Raw genomic sequence first — 17,298 nt, forward strand, 5'->3', positions numbered from 1 at the left:
CACTTGTCCGCATGAGTTGAGAGTAGGTGACCACAACTCGTCCGCACTAGTGGTTGAGCGGTAAGTGGCGGGTAAGAGTTAGCTCACCTTGAAGACATCTTCGAGCACGTGCAGGTTCCCCGGCAGCGCCAGGCTCACCACCATCAGCACGTCGCCGGCCGCATCGTGCACGGTGGCCAGCACCCCGAGGACCGGGTTGGACGACCCGAGCAGTTCCGCTTCTTCCTTGGTCGGCCTGCGTGCGCTGACTCGTTCGGTGATGTGGTCGAAGCGCAGGTGCTTGACCGCCTGGAGATGCTGGCGGACACCCCGCCGCAGAGGCTCGGGTTTGTCCAGGTCAGTGCCGATAGCGTGCTCCAGCGGCACCCAGATCGTCTCTACCGCCGAGACCACATCGGCTTGCCGTGCCACTCTCTTCCGTGCGATCAGCGGGGTTCCTTCGGCGACGCCCAGCAGGCGGGCGACATGACGGGGAGCCGCTACACGCCCAGCCTCCAGGACCGCATCGGCGTGCTCGCCCTGCTCGGTCGTGCTCAAGCTGGGCCGTACGGCCTCGGCAGCGCTCTGCGGGCGACCTTTGACGAACGACCCGCGGCCATGCTCCCGCTCGATCCACCCCTGCATGGCCAAGGTCTGGAGAGCGCGCACGACGGTGGTCCGGCCGACACCGAGTTCGCGCACGAGTTGGGTCTCAGACGGCAGCATGTCCCCGGGGGCGTACTCGCCCGATTCGATCCGCTCCTGAATCGTCCGCATGACCTGCGCGTACTTGGGTGGGGCGAAATCCATGCCCATCTCAACCGCCCGTTCACTCTTCCACTTGTGCGCATAAGCACAGTACCGGCTGAGGCAACCGTCTGTCAGTGGCCCTCGTCCAAAGGGCAGCAGGATGTAACCGGCTCAAGAGCCTTCACCAAGGCAACGCACGCGGGGCACGCCCTGCGCGCAGTCACAGAGAAAGGCACCGACCAACCGCACATCGGCAGCGGCCAGACCGGCGACGAGCACACCGCCACCTCGGCGCCCGGCTCCACGGCGTGCAACTCGGTCAACTGCCCCGTCCTCATCAGCCCGGTCACGAACGCCGGGGGAGCAGCTACCACGATCGGCTCCTTCAGATCGAGGTCATCCCACTGAAGCGGCCAGCGCCGTATGCCATAGGGCAGTTCACACGCGTAGCCGTCGAGCCGAACCAACGCCGTCGTACCGTTGCTCAGAACCGCCACCACCACGCCCCGACGCCCGACCAGCGCCGAGTGAAGAGCACGCGTGCGCACATGGCTGTGGAAGGTGTCCACGATCGTCGCTGTCCAGCCGATGCGCGAACCCAGGTCGCTCACGACGACTCCGAAGCTTGCCGAGACCGGACTTCGGCGTAACGCATCGCAACCCGGCGAGCCGCCCCGAGAGGATCACTCGCCAGATGCCACGCATAAATGACCCGATGGCGATCGGGATTCCATCCGGTACGCCACCAGAACCGCCTACCGTCGCACCAGACGACCAGGCCCACCCAGACCGAAACCAGCGCCAGCCCATAACCATCATGGACATCGGCATCGATTCCTTGGTGGCGCAATTCTTGTTGCAGGAACGCGGCCGATCGACAGGGACCGCCGCCGATCAGCATGGAGGCGGTCACTTGGCGACCCGCTCAAACAGCACGGACCCCGCCGGATCGAGATATGCGCGGAAGATCTGACGGCTTGACAATGCGTCCGAACCCGCGCCGAAGTCGAAGACCCTATGCACGATGCTGCCCCGGACAGAGACGCCGCCCGGCACGCTCCGCATCGCCTTGCGCAGCTCGTCCATCGCCGTGGCCTGAAAAGCCGAGGACCCGCACGCCCCAAGGGCGTCGCCCTGCTCCGAGGGGATGCGGACCTCCCACTCGAACCGCTCCTGCGGCGTCTCGGCCGGCCCGGGGCAGTGCAGGCAGTCCTCTTGCGCGGATGCTGCCAGACCCAGCCCGGTGGCAGCGACATGGCCGCGCCGAGTGACGATCTTCCAGCCCCGCCCGTCGCACTCTGTACATCTGACTGGCGTTGTCATGCCGGACAGCATGATTGCCGATACTTTTCAGACCTATCCCACACTGATATACGACCACGGGATATAGGCTCCGCCGCGCGAGGGAAAGCATCATCCGGGTGCGAAAAGCCGGAGGTAAGCAATGCAGAATGGCGCGTTCGACCCCATCGAACTACCCGCCACCGTCTGGGAACACGAACAGACCCGGGACATTCTCAGAAAGCGCGACATCGCCGGACTTTTCAGGATCGCAGCCAAATACGGCGCCAGTCAGGTCCGCATCGGCACCGCCACCGGCCTCGGCCAGCCCCGCGTCAACGCCATCCTGCGCGGCAACGGAACGATCAAAGAACTCGCCGTCGTCGAGCGCATCGCCGCCGGCCTACGCCTGCCCGATCACGCCCGCATGCTTCTCGGACTGGCCCCGCTCGACATCGCCTCACCCACCGGCGACCACGACGACGAACACGAAGAGCAAACCACCGAACTCATCGGCCGCCTGAACGCCGCCTCAGCAGTAGATGACACCACGGTCATGATCCTCCGCACCGACACCAACAATCTCCGCCTCCTGGACCGCCGCCTCGGAGGACCCGCCATCACCGACAAAATGCACGCCCAGATGGCCCAGATCGAACGAGCCCACCGCCACGCAGTACGCCCACGCATCCGCGCCCAGCTCGCCCACCTACTTGCCGAAACAGCTTCCTTGGCCGGCTGGCAAACCATCAACACCGTGGCGCTCAACGACGCTTGGAACCACTACGAACGCGCCAAGGCCGCCGCTCGCGAAGCCGAGGACGCCGCCGTCCTGGCCTACGTCTCCGGCGAACAGGCATACGTCCTCATGGACCTGGGGCGCCCCGCTGAAGCCGCCGAACTCCTCCAGCACATCCACGCCACCCATCGCGACCGCGTTCCCGCACGCCTCAGAACATGGCTCGCCGCAGCCGAAGCAGAAGCCGCAGCCATACTCGGTGACGAAGCCGCATGCCGCCGAGCGCTCGACCAAGCCGCCTTCGTGATGCCGGAAGGCGACGGCGACCCGGACATGCCCTACCTGTCCATCAACGCCCACCACTTCGCCCGCTGGCGCGGAAGCTGCCTGCTCCGCTTCGGCGACCCCAGCACCGTCGAGGACCTACGCTCAGCACTTGCCGGGATGGACGGCACCTACAACCGTGCCGAAGCAGGCGTCCGCTGCGACCTCGGCCACGCCCTGCTCGCGGCTGGCGAGCCTGAGGCAGCACAGCCCCACATCCAGCGTGCCAAGCAGTTGGCCACCATGACCGGCTGCCGTCGCCAACGACGCCGCATCGAAGAACTATCGCGAGCGGTCAACCGCGCTCTCGGCCGTTGAGCCGCTGCTGAGCCTGAAGCAACCCGATCAGCGTCCCGGACGTCCAGATGTCCCCGCGAGCGATCATGTCGGGGATCTCGGCCATCGGCACCCACTCGATCCGATCGGCCTCCACCTCACCCTCAGGCTTGCCCACCAGCTCGGCGCCATGCACCAGGAACAGGATGTGCTCGGAGTCCACCATGCCGGCCATCGGCTGATAGCTCACCAGGTGCTCGACCCGCTTCGGCCGATACCCGGTCTCCTCCTCCACCTCTCGCACAGCGGTCGCCATCGGATCCTCGCCGGCCTCGACCAGCCCTCCGGGAAGTTCCCATCCCCACCGGTCGAACACGAACCGATGCCGCCACATCAGCAACACCCGATTCTGCTCATCCACGACCACGGCGATCGCAGCCCGATCCAGATGCACCACATGATGCTCGAACCGCTCCCCGCCGGGGATCTCAACATCGGCCATCCCGAGTCGGATCCACCGGTTGTCATAGATGAGCCGCTCCCCGTGCACGACCCAGCGCGTCAGCTCAGCGTCATCAGCCACACCGCGAAGCTACCGTCTAACGCATCCGTGGTACATGGCTTCCGGCCGTCCTGAGAGACCGCTTGCTGTGCTGGGTACCTGCCTGAGAGTTCGCTGAATGAAAATGCTCTCTACACCGTCAAGGGCGGCCCGCCGTCGGCGGGCCGCAGCGCCCGGGCGGACGTCGGCCGCGCTGCGGCTCTTCGGCCGGTCGCGGCCGCGCCTCCCGCGCGCCAAGCCCCTACGGGATGTTGAGAAGCTCTACGAGTTCGAGGCTGGTGGAGGCGACTGGCCATCTAGGACCGCTCTGGCAGCAGACCCAGCATCGGCCCTGATAGTGCATTCCCAGACACGTACGACAGTCCAGCCAGCCTGCACTGCCAACTCAGTTGACCGTCTGTCGCGTTCACGATTACGCGCCATCTTCGCTTCCCACAACTGCGCGTTTGGGCCCGTAAAAGGACGCTTACGGCCATGTTCGGGACATGAGTGCCAGTAATCGCCGTCGACAAATACGGCGATTCTGTGCTTCGGCAAAACAAGGTCAGGCGTGCAGCCCGGAGCAATATTTCTGTGAAGGCGAAAACGGGCACCTCTGGCATGTAGAGCCCGCCTTAGGAGTAGCTCCGGTTCCGTGTCCCTTTTGCGACGGCCACGAAGATGCCGCCCCTCACCGGTACTCACCCAAGACTGCACTGGCCCATCCAAGAAAAGTGCTACATTTCTCCGTGAAGTGCGCGGGTCACCTTCTCGGCCATCAGCGGCGGAACGCAGTTCCCGAGCTGCGCCTGTATAGAATTCCTGCTTCCTGCGAACTCGAAGTCTTGAGGAAACGTGAATAGTGCCTTGAGTTCCGGCACCCGGAGTCGTCTATTCTCCCAGTGAAACGGACCAATATATGGGCCAGGCTGCGCTTGGATTGTAGGCGCCGGCTTATCCGGCGACAGCTTAAGGAGGAAAGACCAGTACTTGCTCCGCCACCGGAACTGCGGATCGGGGTGGCCGCGCTTCTCGGTATAGAAGAGATAATTATCACCCGGAGGAATATCGGAAAGCAAGTGGCCGTACTTACCTCCTACAACCTCTCCCGGTTCAGGGTCCGAGACGATGTCTTTCAGTGCCTCCCCTGTTGTTACATGCGGCGTGTCGAACACGCCCGTTGCCCGCCGTTCCCAGGACCCGCCATGAGTCGGCTGAGGATGTTCAGGAAGAGTATTGCCCTTGGGGACGCCGATAATGAAGAGCCTAGGGCGTGCCTGAGGAACGCCATAGTCGGCTGCATTGAGAACTCGAGGATTGCAATCGTAGCCAGCCTCTTCTATCTCCCGCAAGAGTCTATCGTACGCAGGGCGACTAGCTTTGTTATTGTAAGTTAGTGCGTAGACGTTTTCGAGAATGAAGTATCGCGGCTTCGACTCTTTCAGGACGCGCGTATAGGCTTGAAGGAGAGATGCGTCAGGATCGAGACCTTCGCGCTTCCAGTCGAGCCAGAATCCTGACTTGCTGAAAGGGGTGCATGGTGGACCCCCAACCAAGAGATCCGGCCGTTCGCCTTCCTTTAGTCCCGCAGCTTGCAAAATATCAGCTGTCGGCACCTCCATGATATTTTTTCGAATAACTGGAGAGTGGAGATGGCTGAAATTCTTATCCATGGTATCGGCGGCATCCTGATTATACTCAACCGCCGCACGGACCTCGTATCCAGCCGCCTCCACGCCAAGATCGAGGCCGCCGGCCCCGGAGAACAGCGAGATCGCAATACCACGTGTCTCTGTCACGGTTCCACACTCTGCCACAGAGACCCGACAGACTCGCAACTCTCGCCACTGGGCTCCCTGCTCACAGGGCTCCGATGAGTGATCTGGACCACTCATCGGTCACCCGGTGCAACGGCGCGAGACGCTCCTTGTGCTGTGAGGACCTCTCAAGCCGGCTTGTCGCACGGTATGCGAAGCCCCAGTGATGCTCAGGTGCGTAGAGACACGCCGCGACCACATCGAACTGATCCGGCCTGTATAGACGTCCTGCCGGATCTCCCTGTGTGGCTCGAGTCTTCTGGATCTCTACCCTTATGTCCCCGTTCGCGTAGCGCTTGGGAGAGCAATTCTTACATTCGATACGGATCACGCGCCCGTCTTGCAGGGTCACCTCGAAGTCAGGTTGACCATCAGCGTCTAGTGACACCACGCTTGCGACCGCGGGATCGTTCCGGAGAACCCGTTCCAAGTGATGCTCCGCAACACCACCACGGACGGCGACGGCAAGGCGGTTACGCGAGCTGATCACATCCAAGATCTCTTGGCTGCTCATGTCGAACTGCTCTTCCAAGCGGTGCAGAGATCCCACAGGATCATTGCCGCCAGCGGTGACCTGCTGAGCCGTAGCGAAGCGAAGTGGTGGATCGAACCTGAAGTCCTGGGCTTCCCGCTCGAAACGCACGTAGTCAAGCAGGCGAGCGGGCGCGAAGAGGACCAAGGTCTCGAGACCGTCCCGTGCACGCGCAGTCTGCCTGCGCCGTCCGCTGATGTTGTCACGCTCGAACACATGCCAGCCAGTGGCTTGGGCTTCTTGTACCTCTCGATCCTTGAACTCGATGGAGATACCCATAGGGAGGGGGTCATACAGGATCGGGTCCAAGCCGACGAACAGGTTCGCCTGCAGGTGAACGCCTAGGACGAGGGTGGTGTCGACGTACGCCAGATCGCGGGCGATCGTATGGTCCTCTCCCCAGGTGTCTTCCGCGCCGTAACGGAGTTGAAGCCGATGCTCATCTGAGGGCCGGTTAGTGATCACGTTGTGAGTCGCTCGGAAGGGATAAACCAGGACTCCTACACGTTCATCACGTGCTGTTTGAATCCCCAGATATACCGGTGCCCGCTTGGGCTCACTGGCGTAAAGAACACGTCCTCCTGCGGCGCTCACCGCCCGAAGCAGGAACTCGTGTAGATCGCTCCGTCCGACCGTCCGATATACCCGTGGGATCTCTCGCCCTGCGATGGAAGCTGGCATGGGACCATCATCGGATCTTGCTAACCCGAAAGCAAAGAGGTGGTATGGATCGTACGGCTTGCCGCTATCGGTGTGAGTAAGCAGGTGCCAGCTCCTCTGGTACGTCCGTCCACAAGCGAGAGCCAGTTGCCGGGTTGCCTCGACCCCTGTCCGTCCCAGCCCTACGGCGCAGCATCGCGCAGCGGTCTGACAACCTCGTCACAGCGTGGCTGAGGCTGTAACGTTCGCTGGCTTCGTGCCCGTCGCACGGGTTGGGGCGATCGCCGCTCAGGCACTCCTTCGTCGGACTCAGCGGCTAGTGGCCACGGTTGAGGTTACGGCAGTGGTCACGTGAGGATTGCCTGAGGCGCGTCGTCATGTATGTAGGTAGTGTGGTTCTGAAGGGCGACAAAATGCCCTGCAAGGGTATTCCCTGTGGCTCGAGCGGCAGCGAGAGGATGGTTCATATTATGCGTCGCAAACCTTCCGCTAAGATCGCCAGCCTTGGAGTAACCCACACGCAGTTGGCCATCGAGGGCGGACTTGGCTGGCTTTTTCGCGAGCAGCCTACAGAGGACTATGGCATTGATGCGCATGCTGAAGTCGTCGACCATGATTTGGTCCGCGGGCGCCTACTGGCAATTCAAATCAAAAGTGGTGAGAGCTGGTTCAGAGAGCCGGCGCCTGATGGGTGGTGGTTCCGGCCGGATGCCGAGCATGTGCGGTACTGGCTTAACCACTCTCTGCCTGTCGTAGTAGTTCTGTACCACCCGAAAACAAAACTGTGTCACTGGCAGCTAGTGAACCGAAAAACATTGGAGGAGACGTCCAGCGGCGGTTGGAAGCTACGTGTTCCGGCCACGCAGGTGTTGGACGAAAGGGCGGCTGTTCCACTCGGCGAGGCAGCAGAGGGCGATACATACGTACTCCGTATCCGTGAGCTGCAACTGGCGCGTCCCTGGATGGAGAGGTTAGCGGGAGGGCAGCGGCTAGTAGTGGACGTTGAGGAGTGGATGAATAAGACTTCGGGGCGTGGAGCTATATCGCTAGGGGTTGATCACGAGGATGGTAAGGAACCTGAGGAGTTATCGAGTTGGGGGGTCCTCCTTGGCTCCTCAAGCTATGCAGAGGTCATACCGAAACTCTTCGCTTGGGCCGATGTTCACCTTCACGAGGAAACCTACGATGACGCCGATTATGATCAATTCGAACTAGAATGTGTTGTATGGGATGAAGGCGATCGGATCGTGGTTGACGATTACGATGAGTGGCGGCGATGGCGGTTTCAGGGCGGCCTGCGACCTTATAAGGAAGATGGGGAGGTCGGGCATTGGCGGCTAGAGTTGAAGCTGAACGAATTAGGTAGGGCATTTCTGCTGGTGGACAAGTTCGGCATGGAGGGGGGACGTCAGTTGACCGATTGATTGAAGACCCGAAGAGGCGCAGGCCACTTGATGAAGCAGGAGGCATACGCTGTTGACCTCTTCAGCCTGCGGGAGAGGCAGAAGCATCTGCGCACCTCGGAGCATGTAGCTCCATAGCAGCGACTCCTGATTCGAGCCCTACTGGCCGACGCCGTGACGACCGCGGCTGCCGTTGAACATATCGATGTGCCGTACGGCGGTGGGCGTCGTGAGGTCCGCCTGATGGATCGGGGCGGTCGCCGTCATCATGCATGCGCCTTCCTTGGTTACGAGCCATAGTTCGACAACCCTCGTCGCAGCAGGGCTGAGGCCGTGATGATCGCGGACTTCGGTGCCGTCTCATGGGCTGGGGCGATCGCCGCAAGGCCCTCCTCCGTCGGACCTTGGCACTGGGCACGGCGGTATCTGTGACGGCGACGCGGACGGCAACGTCGGCCACCAAGCTCACACGAAGAGCACTACGAACGATTGGTTGGCTCCTGGTGAGGACTGGGAACCACGGTGATTGCTACACCTGAAAAGCAGACGGTCAATGGCTGGACACCTGTCTATTTTTCTTGCTTCACCTGGTGACACTGGGCTCAACTGGGTCTACCGGGCATTGCCGAATAGCTCTTGCAGGTATCAAGCGGCGGCGCGGCGCGCCGCCGTACTCCCGGCCCTCCGCCCGCCCGCCGTCCGGGCGTGCGGCCTGGGGGCCGGTCCCGGACGGCGCGAGACTCCGGGCCGGGCTCGGCGCGCCTGCCCCGCCGCACGGACGGAACCCTCCGCGCCGAGGTTGCCGCGCCGCGCACAGATGCAGCCCTTACGATCGCCTCGGCATGGCTGGCAACCGCACATGGTCGGGGGCGATCGGAGGTCCAGGGCCTCGTTCCTCAGCCCCGGCCCACCGGGCTAGTTGTGTTGCTGTCCTATCAGATGCTGGTGTCCGGTGAATCCCCAGGACTGACAATCTGCCGGAGGGTACCTCTCAGTAGGCATTCCGGCAGGGGGCGAGGGCGGCCGGAAGCACGCATTCATTTGCGGCGAACCACCGTGAAGGCATGGCGCTGCACAACTTCGGCACCGCCCTGGCAGTAGGGACGGCGGTTCGAAGAGACTATCGATTTACATACCAAGCCGTGGCCATCTACCAGGAGACCAGCGGCCATCACTGCAAAGGCAGCAGGCAGGCCGTCAGTGCTGCCATCACCGCCGCGAACATGGCCACGTCGGCGTTAGGGCGGCGTCGGCGCCCTAGCGGACGGAGCACGGTCATGATTCGGGATGGTCGGCGACCCATCGCTGAGCCGTCTCGGAGTAGACGCCGGGCACCACCGCGACGGCGCCAAGGAGTTGTCTTGCTTCTCGGATCCTCCCGGCCGCCGAGAGAACCATCCCCCGGATGAACATCGAGGCCATGACGATCTCCACCTTGAGAGAGTGTCTCCCGAGCATGGCGAACTCATACGCCTGGGCCGGCTCGCCCCGGCGGAGGCAGAGGTCGGCGAGTACCACTCCTGCGACCTCGGTCACCGTGCCGTAGTTCCCTCGCGCGAGCTGGGTCAGATAGGCCATCTGGGTCTCCTCCCTGCCGAGCTCGGCTTCGCGGAGCGCCAGGAGGTAGAGGGCTTCGGGCGATCCCCGATCGCCGCCGAGCCTCGCACTGAGCAGGAGCTGTTCGTGGTAGAGCTCGGGCATGCCCCTGCGCTGGGCGATGAGCGCGAGTCCGAGGTGCGCTAGGGCCCGAGTGTCGGATCGGCGGGAGCCCAGCGCCTTCCTGAGCCACCTCTCCGCCTCTTCGGCGTCGGACGCGGACAGCATCGAGCCGATCCAGCGGGCGGCCGCGAACCTCACCTCCGGCGGGCCAGTGTGTTCGGCACGTCGCAGCAAGGCTAGGGCGAGGCCGGGCTCTTCGGCCTGGGCAAGGACTTCGCCTGTGCGCAGCAGCCGCTCAGGGTCCTGCTCGGCGTCGAAGTCACCGCGGGCCCGTTCCTTGCCGAGGGCGCACATCCGCTTGAGCCAGGCGGCGTTCGCCTTGCGCGCGTGTGAGCCGTCGATCCAATTCCGGAAGCTCCCCAGGCTGGAGCTGTGCAGGGATTCGAGCGCCTCAACGTCCTGGTCCGGCAGGTCGATCAGCGCGGCCTGAATCGCGCCGATGCCGTACCCCATTCTCTCGGCGGCCTCCTCATCGGCTGGCTCGGGCCCGAACATAAGCAGTCGTCGGCGTTCCTCGACGGCCGCCGCGAGCTGCGGCAACCGGACTCCGGAAACGTCCGCGAGGCTCTCGTCGGCGTCCAGAGGGTTCAGCGGAAGATGGGAGAGCTCCCGCGAGGCCGTCGCCGCCCGCGCGAAAGCGGCCTCCGCCGCGTCGAGCGAGCCCGCCGCCACGGCATGCTTGCCGTAGGCGACCCAGTAATCGGGGCTGCTCACCTTCGCGAGCGGTGCTCGCCGCAGGATGTCGAACGCCTCGCCGGGCCGGTCCGCCCGCGCGTATGCCGCGGCGACCTGCTGCAAATTCATCACGGCGTGATGGCCGCTCGGAACCTCCGCCATCAGCAGGCCACGAAGGGAGGCGAGTATCCGGCCGCCGCGAGCGATCAGCTCCCGTAGGGCGGGCACGCCTGCGACCACGAAGTACGGGCTGTGCCAGGCCATGTCACGGACCTCCGGCGGTATGGTGTCCAGGCAGTTCACCAGCGTTTCGTCGTATTCGTCCGTCAACGTTGTGCGGTCTTCGTCGGCCACGAAGAAGAGGACTGCCGTGGCCGCGTCACGGCAGATCAGGGGCAGCCATCTCTCGGCTCCGCAACTGCACGCCACGGTTGCCGCGGGCAGGTCCGGGTCTTCGAGGAGCCTCCGGGTCTCCTTGGTTGAGTCGGAGGTGTCAAAGAAGACGCGGCCTGACAGTGGCAGCCTGTCTCCGCATTCCCAGCAACGGGCCAGGGTCTCCTCGCGGGTCATTGTGTCCCGCCCGGATTCGTCTCCCTGGCGGCACGGAGCAGCTCGTCGGGATTTGTGATCGTGAACGCGAGTTCGAAGGGCGGGCTCTGCCAGACCTCCAGATCCGAGCCGCCCGGTTCCCGCCACCGCACATGCAGCGACAGCAGATAGATCCACCCCTCCGCCGCATGGATCATCAGACTGTAGCCCTCGGTCTCCTGAGACTGCAGCATGTGGGCGTGATCGAGCAACTCGTACACGCCCGGTGACGGATCGATCTCGACCGAGAGGGAGAACTGCTCGGGCAGCCCCTCCGGCAGGTCATGGTGCGGCGCGGCCGTCCTGCGGCACGAGATCACCTCGAGCGCGATGGAAACCAGTTTGACGAGCGCGCCGCCGGCGTTGGTAACGGTGAATAGGACGCCAGCCGGGCGGCGCGCGGGCGTGCGCTCTCTGAATGCGTGGATGTCGACGATTACCCCGCTGTCATAGGCCTTGCCCGCCGATTTGAGGACATTGCGCCACTGCGGATCGCTCTCGCCGTACCGGGCGTTGGCCTCCTTGAGCCCCGGCATCGCGGCGAAGGCTGCCCTCATGGGGATGCCCCATCCTCCGCCCCGCTCGCCGCGGCTCGTCTTGACGACCCCGGCGACGGCAGCGCTGGCCAGGTTCAGGAGCGGCGAGCCGCTCATGCCCGGAACCGCGTCGCCCGACGTCAGCTTTAGCAGTTGCCCGCCCGCGACATCGTGCAGCCCTTCGTACGTGAACGTGCTCGGCTCCTCCGACGGCATCGGCGAGAAGGTTGTCGTGTAACCACGCGTGTACAGTCGCTGATCGATGGCGGGAATGCGATCATCCAGCACCACGCACGGATGCTGTTCGTAGCCGCTGATCCTCAGCAGGCACAGGTCGGGATAGGGGTAGAAGGCGTCCTCGCCAGCCGCTGCCGGGAACCGGGATTCCACTTCGGCATCGAGCGCGACACCCAGGTGCCGCACTTCGACGCCCTCGCCGACTGGCTCGTTGACGACATGGGCGCACGTGAGGACAACGCCCGGCGCGACGAGAAAGCCGGTGCCGCCGACAGCGGAGTTGATGAGCACCAGCCGGGGTTTCAGAAGTTCGTCAATGCTACGCGTCAGGTTCACCCGTGCCCTCGCCCTCGTCCTCGCCGTCACTGTCCGCCGCGCCGCGTGCCTGCTTGTCACGCGCTGTGTCCCAGGTCAACGTGAGCTTGAGGCTCGCCTTGCCGCCGGCCTCCGCCAGCACGCTCGCGACCTTGCCGCTCTTGACCGCGATCTCGATGCCGAACTCCACGCTGACCTGGTCGGGCCGCACCGACTCGACCGCGTCCGCGACCGTTCCGGCGACGCCATTAACGACCTTCCTGAGGTCGTCGACCGGCAGTTTCTGCAGGACCCGAGTCGCGCCGACATCCGACGGGCCTTCGACGCGGACGCGGGCGAGAATGACCTCGCCGTCCGGCAGCTCGATAGGGACGACGTTCGACATGCCCGATCACTCCTCTTCCGTCGGTAAGGTGTCTCCACGCCCAGAGATCGTCATCTCATCATGACCGCTGGGCCGGGCACTCCAAAAAAGTTCGGTTGAGGAGCGATGAGCCACTGGGCTCGGCCTGTCACGGGGTTGCCAGGGGGACCGTGCAATATGTGTGCAATGATCTTGCTGCCTGTGGCGGCATGGCGAGATGGCACCGCAGGTCAGAAGCGTGGAGTCGATAGGAAAGGTCACGAGCTGTAAAACCGTCGGCTCAGCCTACGCAAGTTCGAACCTTGCACCTGCCACACCAGCGGGAAGAGGCCCGTCACCAGCGGAAACGCGGCGACGGGCCTCTCGCTTTGTGTCCGGCTGTCTACGGCGATCACCGGCGTTCTACGGTGTCTCATGGCCAATACGCGGCCAAGTTGCCGGGCTGCCGCAGGCCGAAGGAGGCCCCTCCTGATTGTTTCAGGGCTGGTCCCAGGACGCTCATGTCGTGAGCATGGGGTCACGTCCACAGATGTGGTGTATGAATCGATCTTCGCGTGATCCTGTTTCTGCAGGTTAAGCGGTAAGTGTCTGCGGGAGTGGATTCTGGGCTGGTGTGTCGCCGGGCACGGCTCGGATGCGGGCCTTGGCCAGGATGTCCAGCCCCATGTAGCGGCGGGCCTCGACCCATTCGTCGGTCTGCTCAGCCAAGACGGCGCCGACCAGGCGGATGATCGAGGGCCGGTCGGGGAAGATGCCGACCACGTCGGTGCGGCGGCGGATCTCTTTGTTCAGCCGCTCTTGCGGATTGTTGGACCAGATCTGCGGCCAGATCTCGCGCGGGAAGGCGGCGAAGGCGATCAGGTCCTCGCGGGCGAGCTCCAGGTGCTCGGCCGCGGCCGGATGCTTGGCCTCCAAGGTTTGCACCACCCAGGCGTGCTGGGCGCGCACCGAAGCGGCCTCGGGCTGGTCGAAGATGGTGCGCACCAGCGTGGCCACAAACGGCTGGGCGGACTTGTTCACGCAGGTCAGCAAGTTTCGCAGGTAGTGGGCTCGACAGCGTTGCCAGGACGCGCCGGCCAGGGTGGCGCCGATAGCGGCCACCAGCCCGGCATGGCAATCGGAGATGACCAACTGCACCCCGGACAGGCCACGCGCCACCAGGCCGCGCAGGAACGCCAGCCAACCGGCACCGTCCTCGGCCGAGGTGACCTCCAGGCCCAATATCTCACGACGTCCGTCGGCGTTCACGGCGGTGGCGACCAGGACGGATGGTCTAGCAGACGTACTGCCAGGCGTTCAGTCCCACGACCGCGTGGATCGCCGGGCGGGACGGCGGCGGTCTTCGAGCGGCCGATCTCGGTGCTGGTCAGTTGAGATGAGCATGTTCGGTTTGGCCGTCGAATGATCGCGCCGTGGTCGTCGTGTACAGGTCAGGACCAACAGCGGTAGTAGAACCGAGCGTCTCGGAATCGGCGAAACCCAGGTTCAGGTTGTCCCCGGCCATGAGGGGAAAGTATGGTCGAAGCAGGCATGGAGCTCGGAATCGGATCTGAGCCACCGCCGACAAGCTTTGAGGTGCTGGTCTCGTCACGTGCGGCCATACACCTATTCCCTTCCCTCTTGAGTCGACTGGGTCCGACGCACCCTTTCGGCTGAAAGGATGTGTCCGCCATGACTATCTACTCTCAGCACGCCAATCGCGGAAAGGTGCAGGTCCTAGCCACCTATCGCGCCTCGGAGGGCGTCCGGTCGGTGACTGTGACGAGCGTGGATAGTGCTGCGCTGGCCACTCCTCTGGTGAGCGCACTCAACAGAATTTCTGCCTATGCCTCCGTCCCCATCGCTGTATGGGACGAGCGCGGTGCGCGTGTAGCAAGTTACCCCGCCGACCACCTCGCCGCGCTCGTCGACCAGAGCGCGCGACAGCGTCTGCTGCAGGGCGCGCACAGCCTCTGGTACGAGTACGTGAAGCTGCTGCTTCACGAGGCGCTGAGCGATCTGGACGCTGCCATGTCTTCGGTGCCCGCGCCCGTCCAGACTGCGATCAAAGCCGAAATCGAAGCAGAGGCTGGTGCGCTGATCGGGGCTTCAGATGGCCCCGCCCCCGAGGAGACCGAAGGCGCGCGCTTGTGGGAGTTCGAGAATCCGTTCGTCACCTTCGACAGCCAGCGCGGGAATGTCTACCTCGGCAATCCTCACTGCATGGAGGAGGAACGTGCCCGCTTGGACCGTCTGGAAGGCGGTGCTTCTGGCAAGCGTCTGAGCCAGGCGGTCGATGATCTGCGAGTCCTCTACGACGCCTACGCTCGATCTGATAACGACCAGGCGAACCTGATCATCGACAGCTCTCTTTTCGTTGACTACGAACCATGGGAAGAATCAGACCGCTACTTTCTCAACGTCTTCGCCCCGATGCCCGGTGACGATGTCGAGACATGGCAGTTGGAGATCGGGCGGTGGGTGCCCGACAACCCAGAGGATGAGGACGGCTCCGCAACCGGGGAGCCGATTCTGCACTGCGTTCGAGCAACTCCGCCTACCGCATCCGAACTCATCGAAGTGCTGAATCTCGGCCGGAAGCGAGTCCAGCAACTGGCTGACTGGGCCGTAACTCCTGTCGGTGAGGCACTCGACGGTACGACGTTCGTGGTGACCACCCGCTACGACCACAACTAGTACAAGTTGGGGACCACCGTGGTAGCTGGCGCCATGGTGGTTTCCGAAGCCATCTGAAGCTTGACCACGGCCAATGCGCGGCCAAGTTCGCTCTGCTGGCTATGAAAGCCCAGGTCCGGGCTTGATCGCGACGGGACTGTAAAACCGTCGGCTCAGCCTATGCAAGTTCGAACCTTGCACCTGCCACTAGCAGTAGCTGCAGGTCAGAGGCCCTTCGGGGCCTCCTCTGCGTTTCGGAGGCCAGGCAGCCAGATGCCGTCGTGACCGGGCTTTTGCCGGTGGTCCACCAATATGCGTGCAATGATCTTAGCGACGTTGGCGCAGGCGAAGACCCAGCTTGGTAGCGCACCTGTGGGGGGTCAGGGGGTCGCAGGTCCAAATCCCGGGCAGCCAATGCGAAAGGCTCCGGTATGGTCCCGAAGCTCCTCGAATTGACTCTCACGCTGCAAGTGCGTCGTCGATACGGTGATTGGCGATCTTCTGTTGGCCGTCGATGCACCTGGCGTAGACCATCAGGAGGACATCGACGCTGTAGCCGGCTCTTTCCGCTACGTCGGGCGCTGAGACGCCCGCGTTGAGCCAGAGCAAGACGGCCGGAGGGCATGCGGGCGCTTGGCGAGCGGCGAGGCGACCTGGGCGGGAGCCAAGGCCGGAGCCGGGCGGCCTGCCAGACCTCCGTGGAAGCCAGGGATGCGACGACCCCGCCTCACTCGCTCCGGAAGATTCGGCCGTCCTTAGCGCTGCCGTACTCGGCTACGTGGTTGCGAAGGATCTTGACTAGTTCGGGTGGGATGGGTACTGGCCGGACGTCCTGTCTGCCTCGGTGCTTGAGGCCGAGGACAGTTCGGGAGTGCAGGCTGGACACCGTACCGCCTGCCGCGCCGTACTGACCGAACGCCTCGGCCGGGGGTGCCACGCTGCTTGAGTACGCTCCCCAAGCTTCGCCTCTACATGCGCCGCTCTCCACGAGGACGCCGTCGTTGCCACCATGCCCAATCGGAATCGGGCGAGACAGGCGGAGCGGGGGAGGTCCGACGGAGGTAATACTGGTCGACGGGAAGGACCAAGGCGTACAGATACGGTCTGGCCCACGGCGGTAAGGCGACGAGAGCCTGTTCGAGCAGCCGGCGGGGCGCATCTCCGGTGCACTCCTCGCACTCGCACCGACCGAAGAGGCGGTCAGCAGTCCCGACAAGGGCGGCCTCCTGCCAGGCCGCCAAGGCAGCCGCTATCGCACCCGGCCACATCCGGGTGTGCTCAAGAACGATCACTGCGGCCATGGGGCGACGGCCAAGGCCGGGGACGTGATGGATCAACGCTCGGTGGGTCCCGCACGCCGATCCTCGCGTACGGACCTCGGAAGGGCGCCTACGCGGCATGGCCCTTTCTGCTCGATGTCACGAGCCAGATGATCGCACGCCGGGGACATGGTCACCAAGCCCTCGGATTGCGCCCGAGGCTTCCACGCCTCCCGCGAGGGCGCTCCGGCTCCAGGATGACCGCCGCCCGAGTGCCGGGAACGGGTGAGGTCCGTCGACGGCTGAGTTGGAAGGGCCACGGGGGACAAGGCCGTGCGTCCGGCGGAGTGCTCCATCATGTCTCCGTGGTCCTGATTTCCCTTCGGGCGGGTCGACGGCCTGCGGGCGATCAGGCAGGTGGCGTGTGTGATCGCACGGGGATGTGGCCGGCGATGTTGGCGCAGCACGTGGCGAACCCGCTATGGCGGGGACACTCGACCTCACGCGACGTGGGGCAGAAATAGATGTCGGGGCAGCCGCAGTCGTAGAAGTGTGAGCTTGCTCCGCTCCGACGGACACCATCGTTGTGGTGGTCAGGCCGCTGCGACTGCCTCGTAGTCGGCGGGGCTACGGTAGCCCAGGCTGCTG

Annotated in this window: 14 protein-coding genes and 1 pseudogene; 3 read left to right on the forward strand and 12 right to left on the reverse strand. The window is 64.0% G+C overall.

Annotated features, from left to right (window positions below; translation table 11 throughout):
• Positions 1 to 78: 78 nt before the first annotated feature.
• From ACWDXC_RS39230 to ACWDXC_RS39240, 3 genes are all read right to left on the reverse strand, one after another.
• Entirely contained in the window at positions 79 to 795 is a 717-nt protein-coding gene (locus ACWDXC_RS39230; RefSeq protein ID WP_449991020.1) for a GntR family transcriptional regulator, read from the reverse strand.
• A gap of 65 nt (positions 796 to 860) precedes the next feature.
• Positions 861 to 1,340: a hypothetical protein gene (locus tag ACWDXC_RS39235; protein WP_449991023.1), complete on the reverse strand. Its 480-nt coding sequence runs from the start codon at positions 1,338 to 1,340 to the stop codon at positions 861 to 863.
• A gap of 298 nt (positions 1,341 to 1,638) precedes the next feature.
• Positions 1,639 to 2,052 carry a hypothetical protein gene (locus ACWDXC_RS39240; RefSeq protein ID WP_449991025.1) on the reverse strand — a complete coding sequence of 138 codons (414 nt, stop codon included), beginning with the start codon at positions 2,050 to 2,052 and terminating at the stop codon, positions 1,639 to 1,641.
• A 121-nt stretch (positions 2,053 to 2,173) separates the two neighbouring features.
• Here ACWDXC_RS39240 and ACWDXC_RS39245 point away from each other — a divergent pair, with 121 nt between their 5' ends.
• Positions 2,174 to 3,391 (forward strand): XRE family transcriptional regulator, encoded by a 1,218-nt coding sequence (locus ACWDXC_RS39245; protein ID WP_449991028.1) that lies wholly within the window; start codon positions 2,174 to 2,176, stop codon positions 3,389 to 3,391.
• On the opposite strand, the gene ACWDXC_RS39250 is transcribed toward ACWDXC_RS39245, so the two are convergent.
• The 4 genes from ACWDXC_RS39250 to ACWDXC_RS39265 all read right to left on the reverse strand — a co-directional run bounded on the left by ACWDXC_RS39250 (position 3,369) and on the right by ACWDXC_RS39265 (position 6,920).
• On the reverse strand, positions 3,369 to 3,899 hold the full coding sequence (locus tag ACWDXC_RS39250) for an NUDIX hydrolase (RefSeq protein ID WP_449991075.1): 531 nt from the start codon (positions 3,897 to 3,899) through the stop codon (positions 3,369 to 3,371). The two genes, ACWDXC_RS39245 and ACWDXC_RS39250, sit on opposite strands and share 23 nt — an antisense overlap.
• A gap of 273 nt (positions 3,900 to 4,172) precedes the next feature.
• Positions 4,173 to 4,607, reverse strand: coding sequence for a very short patch repair endonuclease (locus ACWDXC_RS39255; RefSeq protein ID WP_449991031.1), 435 nt, complete (start codon positions 4,605 to 4,607; stop codon positions 4,173 to 4,175).
• 20 nt (positions 4,608 to 4,627) lie between these two features.
• Positions 4,628 to 5,689: a DNA cytosine methyltransferase gene (locus ACWDXC_RS39260; protein ID WP_449991034.1), complete on the reverse strand. Its 1,062-nt coding sequence runs from the start codon at positions 5,687 to 5,689 to the stop codon at positions 4,628 to 4,630.
• A 61-nt stretch (positions 5,690 to 5,750) separates the two neighbouring features.
• Entirely contained in the window at positions 5,751 to 6,920 is a 1,170-nt protein-coding gene (locus ACWDXC_RS39265) for a hypothetical protein (RefSeq protein ID WP_449991037.1), read from the reverse strand.
• A gap of 371 nt (positions 6,921 to 7,291) precedes the next feature.
• Here ACWDXC_RS39265 and ACWDXC_RS39270 point away from each other — a divergent pair, with 371 nt between their 5' ends.
• On the forward strand, positions 7,292 to 8,323 hold the full coding sequence (locus ACWDXC_RS39270; RefSeq protein ID WP_449991039.1) for a DUF4365 domain-containing protein: 1,032 nt from the start codon (positions 7,292 to 7,294) through the stop codon (positions 8,321 to 8,323).
• A gap of 1,254 nt (positions 8,324 to 9,577) precedes the next feature.
• Here ACWDXC_RS39270 and ACWDXC_RS39275 read toward each other — a convergent pair.
• From ACWDXC_RS39275 to ACWDXC_RS39295, 5 genes and pseudogenes are all read right to left on the reverse strand, one after another.
• A complete protein-coding gene (locus ACWDXC_RS39275; RefSeq protein WP_449991041.1) occupies positions 9,578 to 11,266 on the reverse strand; it encodes a tetratricopeptide repeat protein in 1,689 nt (562 codons plus the stop codon).
• Positions 11,263 to 12,393, reverse strand: a complete 1,131-nt coding sequence (locus ACWDXC_RS39280; RefSeq protein ID WP_449991044.1) for a S1 family peptidase — start codon at positions 12,391 to 12,393, stop codon at positions 11,263 to 11,265. The genes ACWDXC_RS39275 and ACWDXC_RS39280 overlap by 4 nt, the downstream gene beginning before the upstream one ends.
• Positions 12,377 to 12,757: a CU044_2847 family protein gene (locus ACWDXC_RS39285; protein WP_449991047.1), complete on the reverse strand. Its 381-nt coding sequence runs from the start codon at positions 12,755 to 12,757 to the stop codon at positions 12,377 to 12,379. The genes ACWDXC_RS39280 and ACWDXC_RS39285 overlap by 17 nt, the downstream gene beginning before the upstream one ends.
• A gap of 552 nt (positions 12,758 to 13,309) precedes the next feature.
• Positions 13,310 to 13,999 (reverse strand): annotated as a pseudogene (locus ACWDXC_RS39290) (IS256 family transposase); the annotation flags it as partial.
• A 103-nt stretch (positions 14,000 to 14,102) separates the two neighbouring features.
• Positions 14,103 to 14,240, reverse strand: coding sequence for a hypothetical protein (locus ACWDXC_RS39295; protein WP_449991049.1), 138 nt, complete (start codon positions 14,238 to 14,240; stop codon positions 14,103 to 14,105).
• 167 nt (positions 14,241 to 14,407) lie between these two features.
• Between ACWDXC_RS39295 and ACWDXC_RS39300 the strand changes: the two genes are divergently transcribed.
• Positions 14,408 to 15,412: a hypothetical protein gene (locus tag ACWDXC_RS39300; RefSeq protein WP_449991051.1), complete on the forward strand. Its 1,005-nt coding sequence runs from the start codon at positions 14,408 to 14,410 to the stop codon at positions 15,410 to 15,412.
• Positions 15,413 to 17,298: the final 1,886 nt, after the last annotated feature.

The organism is Nonomuraea sp. NPDC003214, from assembly GCF_053590035.1.